The sequence below is a fragment of the Pseudomonas salicis genome (genome assembly GCF_057128705.1).
This window is the reverse complement of sequence record NZ_JBSKHU010000007.1, coordinates 264,481-282,540: the sequence shown is the minus strand read 5'-3', so window position 1 is coordinate 282,540 and position 18,060 is coordinate 264,481. Positions and strand designations below refer to the sequence as shown.

The following is an 18,060-nucleotide window of genomic DNA, read 5'->3' as shown; positions in this document are numbered from 1 at the left end:
AAGAAGTCAGGCTATAGATAACCGAGTGAAACATTTGTCAGCGCTGGCCGGATTTGGCTACCTGAACCAAGCTGCTTATCATGCCCACCCCTGCCCTCGACCCTGAGTGATTTATGCGTCACCTGCTCACCGGAATTGCTGTCACGCTCCTGCTTCTGCTCAACACCCTGGTGCTGTTCGGGCCATTGATGGTCTTCGCGCTGCTGAAACTGGTGTTCCAGAGCGAGATGCGAGACCGCTGTTCGTGGGCGGTGATGTGGATTGCCGAGACGTGGGCCGAGGTCAATAAGCTGATCTTCAAGCTGTGCATTCCGACGCGCTGGGAGATCAACGGCGACCAGGGCCTGCGCGACGACACGTCGTATCTGGTGATCAGCAATCATCAATCGTGGGTCGACATTCCGGCGCTGGTGCAGGCGTTGAATCGCCGGACGCCGTTCTTCAAATTCTTTCTCAAGAAAGAGCTGGTCTGGGTGCCGTTTCTCGGTCTCGCGTGGTGGGCGCTCGACTACCCGTTCATGAAGCGCTACACCAAGGCGTTCCTGGCGAAGAATCCCGAGCTGAAAGGCAAAGACCTGGAAATCACCAAGGAGGCCTGCGAGCTGTACAAGCGCCAGCCCGTCACCATCGTGAATTACCTGGAAGGCACGCGTTTCACACCCGCCAAACACGCGGAACAGGCGTCGCCCCACTCCTACCTGCTCCGCCCCAAGGCCGGTGGCGTGGCCTTCGTGCTGGCCGCGATGGGTGAACAGCTGGACGCCGTGCTGGACGTCACCGTCGTGTACCCCGGCGACCGCATTCCCGGTTTTTGGGACTTGATCTCAGGGCAAGTGCCAAGGGTCATCATCGACATCAAAACCCGCGAACTCGACCCCGCCCTGTGGCGAGGCGATTACGAAAACGACCCGGTGTTTCGCGAATACGTGCAGGACTGGGTGAACCGGCTGTGGAACGAGAAAAACGCGAGGATTGCTGAGTTGCGTGGGGATCACGCTAAGAACTGATGCATCACCCCCCGAACGATGAACGCGGAAATCCGGCCTCACTGGCGAACCCCATCGCCTCCAGCCGGACGGGCCTGCCTGTTACCTCACATGTTTCAGATCTGGAGCCGTTCATCTTGAAGGTGCGAGCGGGGTACCAGAATCCGCTCAGTCGGTAATAGCCCAACTGAGCAAGCTTGCGGTGCGCACGATGCCGATCATTGATAACCATGCCGCGCTCGGCCAACAGTTCAACCAACCGCGCATACGTACAAAAAGGTTTGGGAGGCGCTAGCTTCGACAACGTCCATGTCTCAAAAATAAGAAGGCCCGAACGTAATGCCGGACTAAGCCAGCACCAGAGGATCGGGCGCAATTGAGGCGTATGTTCACGCTGGCAGCATGTTACGTCAACGGCCAAACTGACCAATCTGGTAATGGTCAGGCGTCACTGAAATAGCCAACGCATTGATCGCCAAGCCGTATCGGCCGCTGAAGCGTATCGTTAAATTCTTTTGTTTCAGGGCGTTAATCGGGTCAGGACTGATCCGATCATTTCGCCCCCCACACCCCACCCAACGCCGACAGCGCCGAGCCGCTTGCGCCTTGCTGACTCAGGTATTGCAGGATCACCGGGACGAACTGGCCGACCATGTTGCCGTCCATGCCCAGTGCGCCGAAGGCTTTGGTCACGTCGCCCATGCTTTGCACGTTGCCCAGTGCGTTGTTGACGGCCGATTGGCTACCGGAGTTGCCGAGCATGCCGCCCAACCCGCCGAGGCTGCCGAGTGCAGAGGTGCCGGCGAGTTGATCAAGGCCGGGGACGGACTGGCTCAGTTGCGAGTAGTCATTGCCAGAGAGCTTGTTCTTGGCCAGACCCAGCAGTGCGCCGGTGCCGCCGACGGCTTGCTGCGGGGTGACGTTCAGTTGGGTGCCGAGCGTGTTGAGCAGTCCGGCAGCCTCAGGGGCTGCGGTGGCTTTCTGCTGGCCGCCGGTGGCGCCGGAAACAGCGTTGGCGGCGTCGTTCAGGTTGAAAGCGAAAACCGGGGTTGCCGCCAGTGCCATCAGGGTCGCCAGAATAGCGCCGCGTGCGTTTTTCAGTGAAACGTTCATTGAGCCAACCTCGCATGCAAAAGAACCGGCCGGGGCCGGCGTAACTCCGCGTTGGACCGCTGCCCCGATGGAAGTTCAAACCCGCCAGAATCCGCAGAGCCTGCGAAATATCTGCGTTTGCCGTGCATCCAGTTGATCCGCCGCGACGTATCCCCTGCATGGACGAAAACGCGCGCACTGTCCTGCCCGATGGGCGGTGGCGCTCCCGATTCCTTTTCGCGAGTAAAAACGGTGAATGGAACTGCGGCTCAACCTGGACTAATCTGCCAGCATTCTGGCCACCTGCGTGGCCGTCGCCGAACCCATGCCGGGAGCACGCTTATCTCTTCTGTCGACGCCGATGAACTCCGGCAACTGCTGGCGCAATGTTCGCTGGGCAATCGCCGGGCGTTCGAAACCCTCTACCGCAAGGTGTCCGGCCAATTGTTCGCAGTGGCGTTGCGTTGCATGGGCCATCGCGATCAGGCCGAGGATGTGTTGCAGGAAGCCTTCGTGCGGATTTGGAACAGCGCGTCGCAATACGAGCCGAGCCTCTCGGCGCCGATGACCTGGATGGTCAGCATCACGCGCAACAAGGCCATCGACCAACTGCGCAAACACCGTGAAGACCCGCTGACCGACGAGCAAGTGCAAGCCCTGTTCGATGAGGCGCCATCGGCTCATGAGCAGATGGAAAGCCTGCGCGATGCCACGGCGCTGCGTCGCTGCCTCGACACCTTGGAAGGCATGCAGCGCCAGTCGATTATCACCGCGTATTTTCACGGCGCATCCCACGGGGATCTGGTCACGCAACTGGCCGCGCCGCTGGGCACGGTCAAATCGTGGATTCGCCGCGGCATGGAGCGTCTGCGCAGGTGCCTTGAATCATGAATTACCTTCAGCCTGAATTGCGCCGTGCCCTCGCCGCCGACTACGCCATCGGCCTGATGCCCTCGACCGCCCGCAGGCGCTTCGAAAGCCTGCTGCTGGACGACCCCAATCTGCGCGCTGAAGTCGCTCAGTGGCAGGAAAGCCTGATCGGGCTGACGACTGAGTTGCGGCCAGAACCGGTGCCTGATCGCGTGTGGCAACAGATCGTCGCGCGCATCGAGCCGCAGCGTCTGCACGTGCCGGAAAAACGCTCGTTCTGGAGCTGGATAAGCGTGGTCGCTGTCGCCTGCTCGCTGTTGGTCGCGATCATCGTGGGCGTGATCTACACCCGCGACAAACCGGACTTCAACGCCACACTGGTGGCCAACGACCAACAGCCGGCCCTGACCGTTCAGGCGTTCGAACGCTATCTGAAAGTCGAGCCAGTGGCCGTAGCCTCGGTCGATCCGGGCCGCAGTCTGGAGCTGTGGGCGATTCCGCTGGATGGCGTGCCTGTCTCGCTGGGCGTGATTCCCGACGACGGCAAAGGACGCGTGGACTTGAGCGATGCTCAGCGCAAGTTGCTGAGCGGGCAAACGACGATGGCGATTACGCTGGAGCCGAAAGGAGGCTCGCCGTCAGGCAAACCAACCGGACCGATTCTGTACAAAGGCCAGTTGGCGTCGCTGTAAGCGCGGCTTAGGGAATCGCAACGTCAATCAGGCGTTGCGGCTCGAAAAACCGCGCCAACTGACGGGTCCATAACACCGAACCCGACTGGACTGGCGGGCGTTTGCTGAAGGCGTTGGCGAAGCGCTCCCCATTGCGCAGTTTTTCTCGCAGGCTCGTCAGGCGAGCGCCGCCCTGATGATCACGCTCCCAGTACAGCGGCTCACTGAAGTAACGCACCCGTGTCGCAGGCTCCGGTGCCTCACCGACGCCTTGCAATCGCTGCGACCACGACTGACTGACGTTAGCGAACGGTTCATGCCCTTTGGTGGTCGGCAATTGCGCCTGGGTGATCAGGGAGAAGCCTGAAAGCCAGGGCGTCCACAGACGTGACACGCCACCGACAAAACATTCCCCCGGAACGAAATCGGCCTCACAGCTGGCTTCGTCGTGATAAGCCGGTGCGATTCGAACGTGCTGGCGGTAGGCAGAGCGATAACCGGATTGGCAAATCTGCGCAGGCACACCCGCCCACTGGCAGGCGTTGGCGTTTTCGAAGAAGACCACTGAGGAAATCCAGCGCGGCGCTTGCGCGTCCGAATCCGCCTTGGCCAACACGGCGGGCACGGCAATCAACCCGATGCCAATCCCCACGATAAACCCCGCTTTCAACGCCCCCATCGACATGCTGCATCCGCACCCAGAAAAAACCGGGCAGACAAATAGCACGCGATCACACCTCTAGAAACAAGCGGGAATAGAAATCAAAAATTCCCCAGGCAATCACAGAAACGCCTTACATCGCCCAGGGCTTCGCCCTACGCCAGACGTAAAAAAGGCGACCCGAAGGTCGCCCTGTTCAGTCATCCGCAATCATCGAATGATGTGCGGCAGAAAGCGGCTGGTGTCCTTGGTAATCAACGAATCATCCTCGCGAATGCCGATCCCGGCAGGCTGATCGCCAATCATCCAGCTGCCGATGACGGTGTAATGGCCCTCGAAACAGGGCAGCGGGTGAAATTTCTGCAGCACGCTCGGGCCTGAGCCATAAGGGCCGTTCTGATAAACCCTGCGGCCATTGTCTGTGCGGATGTCGATATTGGCGCCTTCGCGGGAGAAGAACGGTTTGCGCACCCAGCCGTTGGCCAGTGGCTGAGTCGGATCGGCGTCGAAGAAGGTCGGCAGCAGGTTCGGATGCCCTTCGTGCAATTCCCACAGCAGCGCCAGCGCGCCTTTGTTCGAGAGGATCGACTTCCACGCAGGCTCGATGAACAGCGTGCCACTCTTCTCGATGGCAGCACCGAATTCCTCCTGAAACATGTGCTCCCACGGGTACAGTTTGAACAGCGTGCGGATCGGTGCGTTCGACTCATCGACGAATGTGCCGCGCGTGTCCAGGCCGATGTCTTCGATGTCGATCAGGTGGGTCTGTAGCCCGGCTTCACGGGCGATGTCTCGCAAGTATTCCACCGTGCCACGATCCTCGACCGAGCCTTTCACGGACGAGAAATAAAACGGGGTTTCGATGGGCAAGCCGCGAAACAGATCAGTCAGCTTTTCTTCCAGGCTGTTGAACTGATCCGACTCAGAGGGCAGTTGGCCACGCTGAATCTGCTGGTCGAGCCACAGGTACTGAAAGAAGCTCGCTTCGTACAACGACGTCGGCGTGTCGTAGTTGGTCTCCAACAACTTGGCCGGACCGTGGCCGTCGTAGCTGAGGTCCATGCGGCCATATAAATGAGGCTGCCGTTCCTTCCACGAACGCCGAACGAAGTCGCGGTACTGCGCAGGGATCGCCAGTTTTTCGAGCCATTGCTCGCTGTCTACCACCCGTGCGACGAGGTCCAGGCACATCTCATGGATTTCCCGCGTGGGGTCCTCCAGGTCGTTCTCGATCTGCGCCAGCGAGAACTGGTAATACGCAGACTCGTCCCAATAGGGCTCGCCGTCGAACGTGTGGAAACCAAAGCCAAACTGCTCAGCGGTCTCTCGCCAGTCCGGGCGCGGGGCGATTCGGATTCTTTTCATCGAAAGCCCCCTCAGCCGCCGGAGCCGCCACGGGCGCCAAAACCGCCCCGACTCACGCGAATGGGCTCCGCGCCGGACAGCTTCACGCTGGTGGAGAACGACTCAGGACTGGAGACCTTGAAGCGCCCGTTTTTGGCTTTGGGGAACGTCTTGCCTTCGCTGAGCTGCTGATTCAACGAAACCAGCCGCGATTGATCGATCCCGACACGCTCACGGTACAGCGGCTCGCTGTAATAACGCGGACCGTCATCGCCGTAACTGAGCCAGCGCCAGAAGCCGCCCGAGCCATGCCCACCGCCTCCGCCCCCACTGCCGCCACCGGACGAGGTCGCTGGCTCATCGGCGGGCACTTCGCGTTGCGTCGTCACGGCAAAACCGCTGGAGACCGGCATGATCCGCCCGTTGTTCGAGCGCTCGGTGCACATACCGACGTCGTAGTCCGCTTCACAATCGGCGTAGCTGTCGTAGGACGGCGCCCGGTTACGATGCAGCTCATACGCAGCGGTGTACGCGTCGATACAAACGTCTGTCGCCACACCGGATTTGGTGCAGGCTTCGAGGTTTTCGTATTGCCTGGTTTCACTGACGGTTTTCATCGGGCGCTTGCCGCTGTCGCACGCGGTCAACGCCAGCGAAAGGCTGCCCAGCGCGGCCAGCCGAATGCTTTTGCTGCGTTTCATGGCGACTCCTCAGGCAGACGGCGTCATGCAGGCCGCGTTGAGCAGCCCGATGCTGATGGAGATGGCGGCGACGAACACCGCAGCGGCGATCTCACCGCTTTCGATACGGCGCGAAAGGCCTTTGAGCACGAAGCTCACGCCGCCGAACACCAGCAATTGCACAACGGACGCGATCAGCGCCCAGACGAGAAAGTCGAGGAGGGAAATCGAATGGGAGATGACGCTGGCGACCGGAATCGCAAAACCGATCAGCGCGCCTGACAACGCGATGGAGGCTGCCGTGTTGCCCTCGCGGATCAGCGCAAATTCGGCATGGGGGGTCAGGCGGGTATAGGCGACGGCGAAGAGCGAAAAGATCGCTACCGCGCCTATCAGGTACAACACGAAGCCGAGAACAGCGTAACCCTGCAGGGACATCTTCAGCGCGTCGATCACCATGAAACCACTCACATCCTTGTTGAATAGGTGCGTGTTAATACCATGAAACATCTGCCGAATACAGCGTCACCGCGAGGCTTTGCGCCATTCGTCGCGCACAAAAAAGGCGACCCGAAGGTCGCCTTTTGGTGCTCTGCCGCCTGGCTTACGCCGCGCTGAACAGTTTGTGCGGGTCGATCACGAATTTCTTCGGAACGCCTGCGTCGAACTCGCCGTAACCGCGTGGCGCGTCGTCGAGGCTGATGACCTGCACGCCCACCACTTCAGCGATGTTGATGCGGTCCCACATGATGGCTTGCATCAGTTGACGGTTGTACTTCATGACCGGGGTCTGACCGGTGTGGAAGCTGTGGGATTTCGCCCAGCCCAGACCAAAGCGAATGCTCAGGCTGCCCATTTTCGCGGCAGCATCGACAGCGCCCGGATCATCAGTGACGTACAGGCCAGGGATACCGATCTTGCCCGCGACGCGCACGACGCCCATCAGGGAGTTGAGCACGGTGGCCGGTGCTTCTTCCTTGACGCCCGCGTGACCATGACCACGGGCCTCGAAGCCCACGGCGTCGACGGCGCAGTCCACTTCAGGCTCGCCCAGCAATGCGGCGATCTGTTCGTGCAGTGGGGTGTCGGTGGACAGGTCAGCGATTTCGAAGCCCTGAGCCTTGGCGTGCGCCAGACGAACAGGGTTCACGTCACCGACGATGACGACCGCCGCGCCCAACAGACGGGCCGAAGCGGCCGCCGCCAGACCGACAGGACCGGCACCGGCGATGTACACCGAGCTGCCTGGGCCTACACCGGCAGTGACAGCGCCGTGGTAGCCAGTCGGCAGAATGTCGGAGAGGCAGGTCAGGTCACGGATTTTTTCCATGGCCTTGTCGCGATCAGGAAGCTTGAGCAGGTTGAAGTCAGCGTATGGAACGAGGACGTATTCAGCTTGGCCGCCGGTCCAGTCGCCCATGTCGACATAGCCGTAAGCACCACCCGGACGGCCCGGATTGACGGTCAGGCACACGCCGGTGTGTTGCTCTTTGCAGGAACGGCACAGGCCGCACGCGACGTTGAAAGGAACGGAAACCAGATCACCGATCTTCAGGTTTTCGACGCCAGTGCCCTTTTCGACCACTTCACCCGTGATCTCATGGCCCAGCACCAGACCAACCTGGGCAGTTGTACGGCCGCGAACCATGTGTTGGTCGGAGCCACAGATGTTGGTGGATACCACGCGCAGGATGACACCGTGCTCGATCTTCTTCCCACGCGGGTCCTGCATTTTGGGATAGTCGATCTTCTGTACTTCGACCTTGCCTGCGCCGAGATACACCACACCACGATTACCAGACATGCTTTCACCTCGCTGAATTGTTGTTATGGATACAGCTAAGCTCCAAGCCATAAGCTTCAAGCAGCAAGAAAAGCCCTGCTACCACTGCCTCAACTTGAAACGGGTCTACAGCTTTCTAGCTTTTCCTCTTGTAGCTTGTGGCTTAACGCTTGGAGCTACAGGACGACTGTCCTGTTGGCGTTGAGGAACACACGCCGTTCAATGTGATAACCCACCGCTCGCGCCAGGGTCAGGCCTTCGATGTCGCGGCCCTTGGCGATCAGGTCCTCGGGGTAGTGACTGTGGTCCACCACCTCGACGCCCTGAGCGATGATCGGACCTTCGTCCAGATCATTGTTGATGTAATGCGCCGTCGCGCCGACCAGCTTCACGCCCTTGTTGTAGGCCTGGTGATACGGCTTGGCGCCCTTGAAGCCCGGCAGGAGCGAGTGGTGAATGTTGATCGCCTTGCCATCGAGCTTGCGGCACAGTTCCGGCGACAGCACCTGCATGTAACGCGCAAGCACCACAAGTTCCGCGCCGGATTCCTCGATCACCTGCCAGACTTTCGCTTCCTGCGCAGGCTTGTCGTTGGGGTCGAGTGGGAAATGGTAGTAGGGAATATCGTGCCAGCGCGCCAGCGGTTCGAGATCGGGGTGATTGGAGACCACGGCGACCACGTCCATGGACAGTTGATTGATGCGCTGACGGTAGAGCAGGTCGTTCAGGCAGTGATCGGCCTTGGACACCATGATCACGACTTTTGGGCGGTAGTTTGGCGCTGTCAGCTCGAAGTTCATGCCAAAGGCTGCGGCACGTTCGGTCAGGCCCGCGCGAAAGGATGCCTCGTCGAAACCGTCCGGCTGACGGAATTCGACACGAATGAAAAAGCGGCTGGACAGCCGGTCATCGAACGAATGGTGCTCGGTGACGTAGCAGCCCTGCTCGAACAGAAAGCGCGTCACCGCATCCACCGTGCCCAGCACGCTGGGGCAGTCGGCGGTCAGAATCCAGGTATCGGGGGCGCGGCTCATAGTTTTTCCTCAGATCGTTCCCACGCTCTGCGTGGGAATGCAGTTCAGGACGCTCCGCGTCCTTCACATGGAACGCAGAGCGTCCCGGGATGCGTTCCCACGCCGAGCGTGGGAACGATCAAAGCTGAATCAGGCTGCGATCCCAAGGCCATACTCGGCGCTCGCATCCTGCAGCCACAGCCACCAGTAATCGGAGAAGCTGCGGCGGATCAGCAGTTCCCAGCTTTCTTCGCCCGTACGACGGATCACCAGTTGCGACTTGGCGAACACCGTGCCGACGGCCTTGCCGACCGGGAAGTTGCTTGGGTGTACATCGTAGCTGGTGGATTTCATCAGCACGTCGCGCACGTTCGGGCCGGTCAGTTCCAGAATGGATTGGCCGCCGGACACGTTGACCACCTGAATGTGCAGGCCGGCCAGCGCTTCACGCAGTTTCTGCTCGACAGCGAACTCTTCGCCGGTTGGCACGATCAGCAGCCACTCATCCGGGCCCATCCACTGGATCGAACTCTCGCCGCTGGAAACCAGCGTCAACGCACCTGGCAATTCCATGCCCAGCGCTTTGTGAACACCGGCAGCGAAGGCCGGATCATGGGCATCGCCACGAATGGTCAGGTGGCCCAGCAGTTTTTTCTCGCGCAGCACCACACCCGGGTTGGTGCGGCCTTTGCCGACCAGGCTTTTCAGGTCGGCGTGAAACAGAGGCGACTCGACTTTAGCGTCGGTCGTTGGCCGCTGTTGGTAAACGTTGGCTGTGGTCATAGAGCACCTGTCTTGAATTCTGTTATAGCGGTGAACACGGCCCCTGTAGGAGTGAGCTTGCTCGCGAATGCATTGTGTCAGTCACCGCATCTGGGTCTGATCTGACGTAATCGCGAGCAAGCTCACTCCTACAGGGATTTCAACAAGCCCGCAGGCTTACTCCACGTTCTGCCGGTCGCCCTTCGGATCGAAGAACACCGAGGAAACGATTTCCGCCTCGATCACGCTGCCATCCGCTTGCGGCGAGAACACACGCTCGCCCATACGCTTCAGACCGCCCTTGACCACGCCCATGGCGAACGAGTAACCCAGCGAGTTCGCCGCGTAGCTCGACGTCACGTGACCAACCATCGTCATCGGGATCGACTGTTTAGGGTCGAACACCAACTGTGCGCCTTCCGGCAGCCACTTGTTCGGGTCGATTGGCTTGAGGCCAACCAGTTGCTTGCGCTGATCACGCACGCAGTCTTCACGGTTCATGCCGCGCTGACCGATCCACGAGAACGGTTTGGTGCGCCCAACACACCAGCCCATGTTGAGGTCGTCCGGGGTCATCGAGCCGTCGGTGTCCTGGCCGACGATGATGAAGCCCTTCTCGGCCCGCAGTACGTGCATGGTTTCAGTGCCGTACGGGGTCAGGTTGTACTTCTTGCCTGCTTCGGCGATTTTTTCCAGAACGCCCATCGCGTAGTCGGCCTGGATGTTCACTTCGTAGGAAAGCTCACCGGTGAAGGAAATCCGGAACACACGCGCCGGTACGCCACCGACCAGACCTTCTTTCCAGGTCATGAACGGGAAGGCTTCGCGATCCAGGTCGATGTCGGTCACTTCGCTGAGCAGCTTGCGGCTGTTCGGGCCCGAAAGGGTCAGGGTCGCGTAGTGGTCAGTCACGGAGGTGAAGTACACCTTCAGGTCCGGCCATTCAGTCTGCTGATAGATTTCCAGCCATTGCAGGACGCGTGCAGCGCCGCCCGTAGTGGTGGTCATGATGAAGTGGTTGTCAGCGACGCAAGCGGTCACGCCGTCGTCGAAAACCATACCGTCTTCTTTACACATCAGGCCGTAGCGCGCCTTGCCCACATCGAGCTTGGTCCAGGCGTTGGTGTAGATGCGGTTCAGGAACTCACGCGCATCCGGGCCTTGAATGTCGATCTTGCCCAGCGTCGAGGCGTCCAGCAGGCCGACGCTGTCGCGCACGGCTTTGCATTCGCGGCGCACGGCGGCATGGATGTCTTCACCGGCTTTCGGGAAGTACCACGGACGTTTCCACTGACCGACGTCTTCGAATTCGGCGCCGTTCTTGACGTGCCAGGCGTGCAGCGCGGTGAAGCGCACCGGCTCGAAGATGTGGCCGCAGTGACGACCGACAATCGCACCGAAGGTGATCGGCGTGTAGTTCGGGCGGAACATGGTGGTGCCCATCTCAGGGATGGTGACGTTCAGCGAGCGGGCGGCGATGGCCAGACCGTTGACGTTGCCCAGTTTGCCCTGATCAGTGCCGAAGCCCAGCGCGGTGTAGCGTTTTACGTGCTCGACCGACTCGAAGCCCTCGCGGGTCGCCAGTTCGATGGCGGCGGCGGTAACGTCGTTTTGCAGGTCGACGAATTGTTTCGGCGCGCGGGACGTGCCCTTCTCGTGCGGCACCTGGAAGATCGCCAACGTAGGCTCTTCCACGCGGCTCAACACTTTCGGAATCACGCCTTCGACAGGTTGGAAACCCGCTTCGGTGGCTGCGCGCACGCCGCCTTCGAAACCGTCAGCCAGCGCGTCGCCGAGCGCGTAAACGCCGTTGATCCCGCCCACGCAGACGCGTTTCTGAGGGGCTTCACCCGGTACGAAACCGAGGATGTCTTCACGCCAGACCGGCTTGCCGCCCAAGTGGGAGGCCAAGTGAACGATCGGGCTGTAACCACCGGAGCTGGCGATCAGGTCGCAATCAAGCCATTCACCTGGGCTGGTGACTTTGTGCGCTTTCACGTCAATCGCGGCCACGCGGGCACCGCTGACGCGCTTGCTGCCGCGAGCTTCGATCACAGCGCTGCCGGTCAGGATGCGGATGCCTTTGGCACGGGCTTCTTCAACCAGTGCACCACGCGGGTTGTGACGCACATCGGCGACAGCAACCACTTGCAGACCGGCGTCGAGCCAGTCCAGCGCCACGCGGTAGGCGTAGTCGTTGTTGGTGGACAGGACCAGTTTCTTGCCCGGCGCTACGCCGTAACGGCGGACATACGTCGACACGGCACCGGCCAGCATGTTGCCCGGCACGTCGTTGTTGCCATAGACCAGCGGACGTTCGTGAGTACCGGTCGCCAGCACGACGCGCTTGGCGCGAACGCGGTGCAGACGCTGACGCACCTGGCCAATCGGTGCGCGGTCGCCGAGGTGGTCGGTCAGACGCTCGTGAATGGTCAGGAAGTTGTGGTCGTGGTAGCCGTTCACGGTAGCGCGTGGCAGCAGAACGACGTTAGCCAGGCCTTTCAGCTCGGCAACGACGGTCGCCACCCACTCAGCAGCGGGCTTGCCGTCGAGGCTTTCGCGGGAATCCAGCAGACTGCCGCCGAACTCTTCCTGTTCGTCAGCCACGATCACGCGGGCGCCGCTGCGTGCAGCCGCGAGTGCCGCCGCGAGGCCAGCAGGGCCTGCGCCAACCACCAGCACGTCGGCGTGGTGGTTCATGTTGTCGTAGGTGTCCGGATCGTTTTCGGTCGGGGAACGGCCCAGACCGGCGGCCTTACGAATGTACTTCTCGTAGGTCATCCAGAACGATTGCGGGTACATGAAGGTTTTGTAGTAGAAGCCCGGTGGCATCAGCTTGCCGCCGACCTTGCCGAGAATCCCCATCATGTCGGTGTTCACGCTCGGCCAGCCGTTGGTGCTGGTGGCGACCAGGCCCGAGTACAGCGCTTGTTGCGTGGCGCGCACGTTCGGGATCTGGGTGGCTTCGGTCGCGCCGATCTGCAGCACTGCGTTCGGCTCTTCGGAGCCGGCCGCGAAGATGCCGCGAGGACGCGAATATTTGAAGCTGCGGCCGATGACGTCAACGCCGTTGGCCAGCAGGGCTGCGGCCAGGGTGTCGCCTTCAAAGCCTTGATAGGTCTGGCCGTTGAAGTTGAAGTTCAGGACCTTGCTGCGGTCGATGCGGCCGCCATTGGGCAGACGATTGGACTGGCTCATGCTTTGTCTCCCTTTCCGACCGCAGGCACAGGGTTCACGAACTGTGGCTTGGTGCCAATCAGATAGGTTTCGAGAATTTCGTAAGTCACGGTGTCACGCGTGGCGTTGAAGTACTGACGGCAACCGGCGGCGTGAATCCACAGTTCGTGGTGCAGGCCACGCGGGTTATCGCGGAAGAACATGTAGTCGCCCCACTGTTCGTCGGTGCAGGCAGCCGGGTCCAGTGGACGCGGAATGTGAGCCTGACCCGAACCGTGGAATTCCTCTTCGGAGCGCAGTTCGCCACAGTGAGGACAGAAGATATGAAGCATGGGATTTCTCCTGTGAGTGGTTAGTGCGCGACCGCGGCAGCGCCGTGCTCGTCAATGAGTGCGCCGTTATGGAAACGGTCGATGGAAAACGGCTTGGCCAGCGGGTGCATTTCGCCTTTCGCCAGACTGGCAGCGAAGACGTTGCCCGAACCCGGAGTCGCTTTGAAGCCACCGGTGCCCCAACCGCAGTTGAAGAACATGTTCGGCACAGGCGTCTTGGAGATGATCGGGCAGGCGTCCGGCGTGGTGTCGACGATGCCGCCCCACTGACGGTTCATGCGCACCCGCGACAGCACCGGGAACATCTCGACGATGGCCTGAATGGTGTGCTCGATCACCGGGTACGAACCGCGCTGACCGTAGCCAACCCAGCCATCGATACCCGCGCCGATCACCAGGTCGCCCTTGTCGGACTGGCTGATGTAGCCGTGAACGGCGTTGGACATGATCACGCTGTCGATGATCGGTTTGATTGGCTCGGACACCAGCGCTTGCAGCGGGTGCGACTCGACCGGCAGACGGAAGCCTGCGAGCTTGGCCATGTGACCGGAGTTACCGGCTGTCACCACACCGACGCGCTTGGCGCCAATGAAACCTTTGTTGGTTTCAACGCCGATGCACACGCCGTTCTCTTTACGGAAACCGGTGACTTCGGTTTGCTGAATCAGGTCCACGCCCAAAGCGTCAGCGGCACGGGCGAAGCCCCAGGCCACGGCGTCGTGACGCGCTACACCGCCGCGACGTTGAACGGTCGCGCCGATGATTGGGTAACGGGTGTTCTTCGAGCAGTCCAGGTACGGAATTTCTTCCGCCACCTGCTTGCCGTTGAGCAGTTCACCATCGACGCCGTTCAGGCGGTTGGCGCTGACACGACGCTCGGAATCACGCATGTCCTGTAGGGTGTGGCACAGGTTGTAGACGCCGCGCTGGGAGAACATCACGTTGTAGTTCAGGTCCTGAGACAGGCCTTCCCACAGTTTCATCGCGTGTTCGTACAGGTGAGCGGATTCGTCCCACAGGTAGTTGGAGCGCACGATGGTGGTGTTCCGGGCAGTGTTGCCGCCGCCCAGCCAGCCTTTTTCGACCACGGCCACGTTGGTGATGCCGTGCTCTTTGGCCAGGTAGTACGCGGTCGCCAGACCGTGACCGCCACCGCCAACGATGACCACGTCGTAGACCTTTTTAGGGGTCGGCGTGCGCCACATGCGCTGCCAGTTTTCGTGGTGGCTGAGGGAGTGTTTGAAGAGGCCGAAGCCCGAGTAATGCTGCATGGTGCGACTCCTGACTCAGCGGTAAACCGGGAAATCGGCGCACAGCGCGGCGACTTGGCTGGCAACATTGGCCTCGACATCGGCATCGCCGAGGTTGTCGAGAATGTCGCAGATCCAGCCGGCCAGCGTGACGCATTGGGTAACTTTGAAACCGCGGGTGGTGACGGCCGGGGTGCCGATACGCAGGCCCGAAGTCACGAACGGCGACTGCGGATCGTTCGGCACGGCGTTCTTGTTCACGGTGATGTGCGAACGGCCGAGAGCGGCGTCAGCTTCTTTACCGGTCAGCCCCTGACGGATCAGGCTGACGAGGAACAGGTGGTTGTCGGTGCCGCCGGACACAACGTCGTAACCGCGATCGATGAACACCTGCGCCATGGCCTGGGCGTTGTCGATCACTTGCTGTTGATAAGCCTTGAAGCCTGGCTCCATGGCTTCCTTGAAGCACACGGCCTTGCCAGCGATGACGTGCATCAGCGGGCCGCCCTGAGCGCCCGGGAATACCGCGGCGTTCAGTTTCTTTTCAATTTCTTCGTTGGCTTTGGCCAGAATCAGACCGCCACGTGGACCGCGCAGGGTTTTGTGGGTGGTGGTGGTGACCACGTCAGCGAACGGAATCGGGTTCGGGTACAGACCGGCAGCGACCAGACCGGCCACGTGGGCCATATCGACGAACAGCAGCGCACCGACTTTGTCAGCGATGGCGCGGAAGCGTGGGAAGTCCAGGGTCTTGGAATAAGCCGAGAAGCCCGCAACGATCATTTTCGGCTTGTGCTCAACGGCCAGGCGCTCGACTTCGTCGTAATCGATCAGGCCGGTGGTGGTGTCGATGCCGTATTGAACAGCGTTGTAGAGCTTGCCCGAGGACGAGACTTTGGCGCCGTGGGTCAGGTGACCGCCGTGGGCCAGGCTCATGCCCAGAATGGTGTCGCCAGCTTGCAGCAGGGCCAGGTAAACGGCGCTATTGGCGGACGAACCGGAGTGCGGCTGGACGTTGGCGTAATCAGCGCCGAACAGCTGCTTGGCGCGGTCGATGGCCAGTTGCTCGACCTTGTCGACGTGCTCGCAGCCACCGTAGTAACGCTTGCCCGGGTAGCCCTCGGCATATTTGTTGGTCAGGCCGCTGCCCTGAGCCTGCATGACGCGCTTGCTGGTGTAGTTCTCCGAGGCGATCAGCTCGATGTGATCTTCCTGACGCTGATCTTCGGCATTCATCGCTGCCAACAGTGCATCGTCATAACCCTGGATTTGGTCTTGCTTGCTGAACATCGCGGTTCTCCCAGCGGCGGCGCGGCGCCTGAATTGTCGTGTTGGGGCTTTTGGATCACCCCTTGGCAGCGATGGTAGGGCCGACGCAGACAGGCCAGATGCCTACGCACGCCACACAAAGGCGCGTTTACGACATGGTTTTGCGGGGAGAGGCAGATGCGCGGATGCGACACCGACATTCTGTAGCAGTCCGGCTTGCCGGCGGCAGCGATCTAGAGCCTGCGACCGCCGGCGAACCGGACTGCTACAGGGTATGTGGGGAGCGCGTGCAAAAACAAAAATCCCCAGCCTGAGCCGGGGATTCTGGAATAACGAATGTCGCAATCAGACCAAATGTTTTTCACGGGATCGCGCCCCTGAATCATTTAGGTCGGAAGGCTCCCGACCAGCGGTATCAAAACCTGTCATTTCTGACAGTTTTCGACCTGAGCCTCAGCGCTTATTGTGTCCGAGCAATCCGATATCCTTTAGCAATGTATGGAGATAGCGCTATGGCGAATATTTTGGTGACAATCAAACGGCCAAACGACAACGGCACAGTGGTCCAGATGCATGATTGGGAGTTCACATCTTTGACGAAAGGCGATCGAATCGTCGTCAACAATCATGCTCACCTTGATGTTGTCCGAAAGGAAATCAGTACCCATGGAACCGTGGGAGGAACACGCCCGGATAGCGAATATGCGATTTGGACGTACGTGGAATAACGCGTAGAAGCAACGAGGGATTGCCGTGCTCCCCACGACAATCCCCCAACAAAGGAACTAGATCTTCCCAGGCAGCAACCCATCCGCCCGGAACATCCCGCGAATACCGCGCACCGCCTGACGAATCCGGTCCTGGTTTTCGATCAGGGCGAAACGTACGTGATCGTCGCCGTATTCACCAAAACCGACACCCGGCGAAACGCAGACCTTGGCTTCGAGCAGCAGCTTCTTGGCGAACTCCAGCGAGCCCAGATGCGCATAGGCTTCGGGGATCTTGGCCCAGACGTACATCGACGCCTTCGGGTTCTCCACCATCCAGCCCAGTTCATGCAGGCCTTTGACCAGCACGTTGCGGCGTTGGCGGTATTGCTCGGCGATGTCCAGCACGCACTGTTGGTCGCCTTCCAGTGCCGCAATCGCCGCCACTTGCAGCGGCGTGAAGGTGCCGTAGTCGTGGTAGCTCTTGATGCGGGCCAGCGCATTGACCAGCTCGGGGTTGCCGACCATGAAGCCGATGCGCCAGCCCGCCATGTTGTAGCTCTTGGACAGGGTGAAAAACTCCACCGCAATGTCCTTGGCGCCCGGCACCTGCATGATCGACGGGGCTTTCCAGCCGTCGTAGACAATGTCGGCGTAGGCCAGGTCGTGCACCACCAGCACGTCGTACTGTTTGGCCAGCGCAACGACGCGTTCGAAGAAGTCCAGCTCGACGCACTGGGCGGTCGGGTTGGACGGGAAGCCCAGAATCATCATCTTCGGCTTGGGGATCGAGCCGCGAATGGCTTTTTCCAGCTCGGCGAAGAAATCCACGCCCGGCACCAGCGGCACGGAGCGCACTTGTGCGCCTGCGATGACTGCACCGTAGATGTGAATCGGATAGCTGGGGTTCGGCACCAGCACCGTGTCGCCCTGATCGAGGGTGGCGAGCATCAGGTGCGCCAGGCCCTCTTTCGAGCCAATGGTGACGATGGCTTCGGTTTCGGGGTCGATGTCGACCTCATAGCGGGTTTTGTACCAACTGGAAATCGCCCGACGCAGACGCGGAATGCCACGCGAAGTCGAGTAGCCGTGAGTGTCTTCACGTTGGGCGACGGTGACCAGTTTTTCGACAATGTGCGGCGGCGTTGCCCCATCGGGGTTGCCCATGCTCAGGTCGATGATGTCCTCACCACGACGACGAGCAGCCATTTTCAGCTCGGCAGTGATGTTGAACACGTAAGGGGGGAGTCGATCGATGCGCGCAAAACGGCGCGGCGAACCTTGGTCAGCCATGGAAACCTCAAGAAGACGTAAGCGCCCGGAACCGTCCGAGCGACGCTGGCCACTGCGGTGGCCTGGTGCGGAAGATAAGGGCGGTGGTGGCGGTTTGTCTATACCCGCTTCAGCCTTGTCGCATTTCCCTCTGTGGGAGCGAATTCATTCGCGAAAAATGGTGCAGACGA

Annotated in this window: 16 protein-coding genes; 3 read left to right on the top strand and 13 right to left on the bottom strand. The window is 60.6% G+C overall.

What is annotated here, in order from left to right:
• The first annotated feature begins 113 nt into the window (after positions 1-113).
• The gene (locus tag ACWKWE_RS25230) at positions 114-1,007 is read left to right on the top strand and encodes a 1-acylglycerol-3-phosphate O-acyltransferase, YihG family (RefSeq protein ID WP_166595663.1); all 894 of its coding nucleotides are present in this window, start codon (positions 114-116) and stop codon (positions 1,005-1,007) included.
• Positions 1,008-1,538: 531 nt separating this feature from the next.
• Here the strand turns inward: ACWKWE_RS25230 and ACWKWE_RS25225 are convergent.
• Entirely contained in the window at positions 1,539-2,087 is a 549-nt protein-coding gene (locus tag ACWKWE_RS25225; RefSeq protein WP_166595890.1) for a DUF2780 domain-containing protein, read from the bottom strand.
• Positions 2,088-2,330: 243 nt separating this feature from the next.
• Here ACWKWE_RS25225 and ACWKWE_RS25220 point away from each other — a divergent pair, with 243 nt between their 5' ends.
• Both ACWKWE_RS25220 and ACWKWE_RS25215 read left to right on the top strand, forming a co-directional pair.
• Entirely contained in the window at positions 2,331-2,969 is a 639-nt protein-coding gene (locus tag ACWKWE_RS25220) for a sigma-70 family RNA polymerase sigma factor (RefSeq protein WP_371928539.1), read from the top strand.
• Entirely contained in the window at positions 2,966-3,640 is a 675-nt protein-coding gene (locus tag ACWKWE_RS25215; RefSeq protein WP_483852026.1) for an anti-sigma factor, read from the top strand. Before ACWKWE_RS25220 ends, ACWKWE_RS25215 begins: the two co-directional genes overlap by 4 nt.
• A gap of 7 nt (positions 3,641-3,647) precedes the next feature.
• Here ACWKWE_RS25215 and ACWKWE_RS25210 read toward each other — a convergent pair whose 3' ends face one another.
• The 12 genes from ACWKWE_RS25210 to alaC all read right to left on the bottom strand — a co-directional run bounded on the left by ACWKWE_RS25210 (position 3,648) and on the right by alaC (position 17,890).
• The gene (locus ACWKWE_RS25210) at positions 3,648-4,304 is read right to left on the bottom strand and encodes a DUF1190 domain-containing protein (RefSeq protein WP_483852025.1); all 657 of its coding nucleotides are present in this window, start codon (positions 4,302-4,304) and stop codon (positions 3,648-3,650) included.
• Positions 4,305-4,490: 186 nt separating this feature from the next.
• The gene (locus ACWKWE_RS25205; RefSeq protein WP_483852024.1) at positions 4,491-5,645 is read right to left on the bottom strand and encodes a glutathionylspermidine synthase family protein; all 1,155 of its coding nucleotides are present in this window, start codon (positions 5,643-5,645) and stop codon (positions 4,491-4,493) included.
• A gap of 11 nt (positions 5,646-5,656) precedes the next feature.
• Positions 5,657-6,325 (bottom strand): DUF1190 domain-containing protein, encoded by a 669-nt coding sequence (locus ACWKWE_RS25200; protein WP_166595668.1) that lies wholly within the window; start codon positions 6,323-6,325, stop codon positions 5,657-5,659.
• 9 nt (positions 6,326-6,334) lie between these two features.
• Positions 6,335-6,760 carry a DUF350 domain-containing protein gene (locus tag ACWKWE_RS25195; RefSeq protein ID WP_178115728.1) on the bottom strand — a complete coding sequence of 142 codons (426 nt, stop codon included), beginning with the start codon at positions 6,758-6,760 and terminating at the stop codon, positions 6,335-6,337.
• 148 nt (positions 6,761-6,908) lie between these two features.
• Entirely contained in the window at positions 6,909-8,108 is a 1,200-nt protein-coding gene (gene fdhA, locus ACWKWE_RS25190; protein ID WP_166595670.1) for a formaldehyde dehydrogenase, glutathione-independent, read from the bottom strand.
• 155 nt (positions 8,109-8,263) lie between these two features.
• On the bottom strand, positions 8,264-9,121 hold the full coding sequence (purU, locus tag ACWKWE_RS25185; protein WP_166595671.1) for a formyltetrahydrofolate deformylase: 858 nt from the start codon (positions 9,119-9,121) through the stop codon (positions 8,264-8,266).
• A 129-nt stretch (positions 9,122-9,250) separates the two neighbouring features.
• Positions 9,251-9,883 (bottom strand): sarcosine oxidase subunit gamma, encoded by a 633-nt coding sequence (locus ACWKWE_RS25180; protein ID WP_166595672.1) that lies wholly within the window; start codon positions 9,881-9,883, stop codon positions 9,251-9,253.
• 156 nt (positions 9,884-10,039) lie between these two features.
• Positions 10,040-13,060, bottom strand: coding sequence for a sarcosine oxidase subunit alpha (locus tag ACWKWE_RS25175; RefSeq protein WP_483852023.1), 3,021 nt, complete (start codon positions 13,058-13,060; stop codon positions 10,040-10,042).
• Positions 13,057-13,371, bottom strand: a complete 315-nt coding sequence (locus ACWKWE_RS25170) for a sarcosine oxidase subunit delta (RefSeq protein ID WP_166595674.1) — start codon at positions 13,369-13,371, stop codon at positions 13,057-13,059. Before ACWKWE_RS25170 ends, ACWKWE_RS25175 begins: the two co-directional genes overlap by 4 nt.
• Before the next feature lie 20 nt (positions 13,372-13,391).
• Positions 13,392-14,642, bottom strand: coding sequence for a sarcosine oxidase subunit beta family protein (locus tag ACWKWE_RS25165; RefSeq protein ID WP_062385335.1), 1,251 nt, complete (start codon positions 14,640-14,642; stop codon positions 13,392-13,394).
• Positions 14,643-14,657: 15 nt separating this feature from the next.
• Positions 14,658-15,911 carry a serine hydroxymethyltransferase gene (locus ACWKWE_RS25160; protein WP_166595675.1) on the bottom strand — a complete coding sequence of 418 codons (1,254 nt, stop codon included), beginning with the start codon at positions 15,909-15,911 and terminating at the stop codon, positions 14,658-14,660.
• 764 nt (positions 15,912-16,675) lie between these two features.
• Positions 16,676-17,890 carry an alanine transaminase gene (gene alaC / locus ACWKWE_RS25155; protein WP_483852022.1) on the bottom strand — a complete coding sequence of 405 codons (1,215 nt, stop codon included), beginning with the start codon at positions 17,888-17,890 and terminating at the stop codon, positions 16,676-16,678.
• Positions 17,891-18,060 lie beyond the last annotated feature (170 nt).

What these genes read in the sequence shown, in the direction of transcription:
- ACWKWE_RS25230 (WP_166595663.1), top strand. Translation starts at nt 114, where the DNA reads ATGCGTCACCTGCTCACCGGAATTGCTGTCACGCTCCTGCTTCTGCTC.
- ACWKWE_RS25215 (WP_483852026.1), top strand. Translation starts at nt 2,966, where the DNA reads ATGAATTACCTTCAGCCTGAATTGCGCCGTGCCCTCGCCGCCGACTAC.
- ACWKWE_RS25210 (WP_483852025.1), bottom strand. Translation starts at nt 4,304, where the DNA reads ATGTCGATGGGGGCGTTGAAAGCGGGGTTTATCGTGGGGATTGGCATC.
- ACWKWE_RS25205 (WP_483852024.1), bottom strand. Translation starts at nt 5,645, where the DNA reads ATGAAAAGAATCCGAATCGCCCCGCGCCCGGACTGGCGAGAGACCGCT.
- ACWKWE_RS25200 (WP_166595668.1), bottom strand. Translation starts at nt 6,325, where the DNA reads ATGAAACGCAGCAAAAGCATTCGGCTGGCCGCGCTGGGCAGCCTTTCG.
- fdhA (WP_166595670.1), bottom strand. Translation starts at nt 8,108, where the DNA reads ATGTCTGGTAATCGTGGTGTGGTGTATCTCGGCGCAGGCAAGGTCGAA.
- purU (WP_166595671.1), bottom strand. Translation starts at nt 9,121, where the DNA reads ATGAGCCGCGCCCCCGATACCTGGATTCTGACCGCCGACTGCCCCAGC.
- ACWKWE_RS25180 (WP_166595672.1), bottom strand. Translation starts at nt 9,883, where the DNA reads ATGACCACAGCCAACGTTTACCAACAGCGGCCAACGACCGACGCTAAA.
- ACWKWE_RS25175 (WP_483852023.1), bottom strand. Translation starts at nt 13,060, where the DNA reads ATGAGCCAGTCCAATCGTCTGCCCAATGGCGGCCGCATCGACCGCAGC.
- ACWKWE_RS25170 (WP_166595674.1), bottom strand. Translation starts at nt 13,371, where the DNA reads ATGCTTCATATCTTCTGTCCTCACTGTGGCGAACTGCGCTCCGAAGAG.
- ACWKWE_RS25165 (WP_062385335.1), bottom strand. Translation starts at nt 14,642, where the DNA reads ATGCAGCATTACTCGGGCTTCGGCCTCTTCAAACACTCCCTCAGCCAC.
- ACWKWE_RS25160 (WP_166595675.1), bottom strand. Translation starts at nt 15,911, where the DNA reads ATGTTCAGCAAGCAAGACCAAATCCAGGGTTATGACGATGCACTGTTG.
- alaC (WP_483852022.1), bottom strand. Translation starts at nt 17,890, where the DNA reads ATGGCTGACCAAGGTTCGCCGCGCCGTTTTGCGCGCATCGATCGACTC.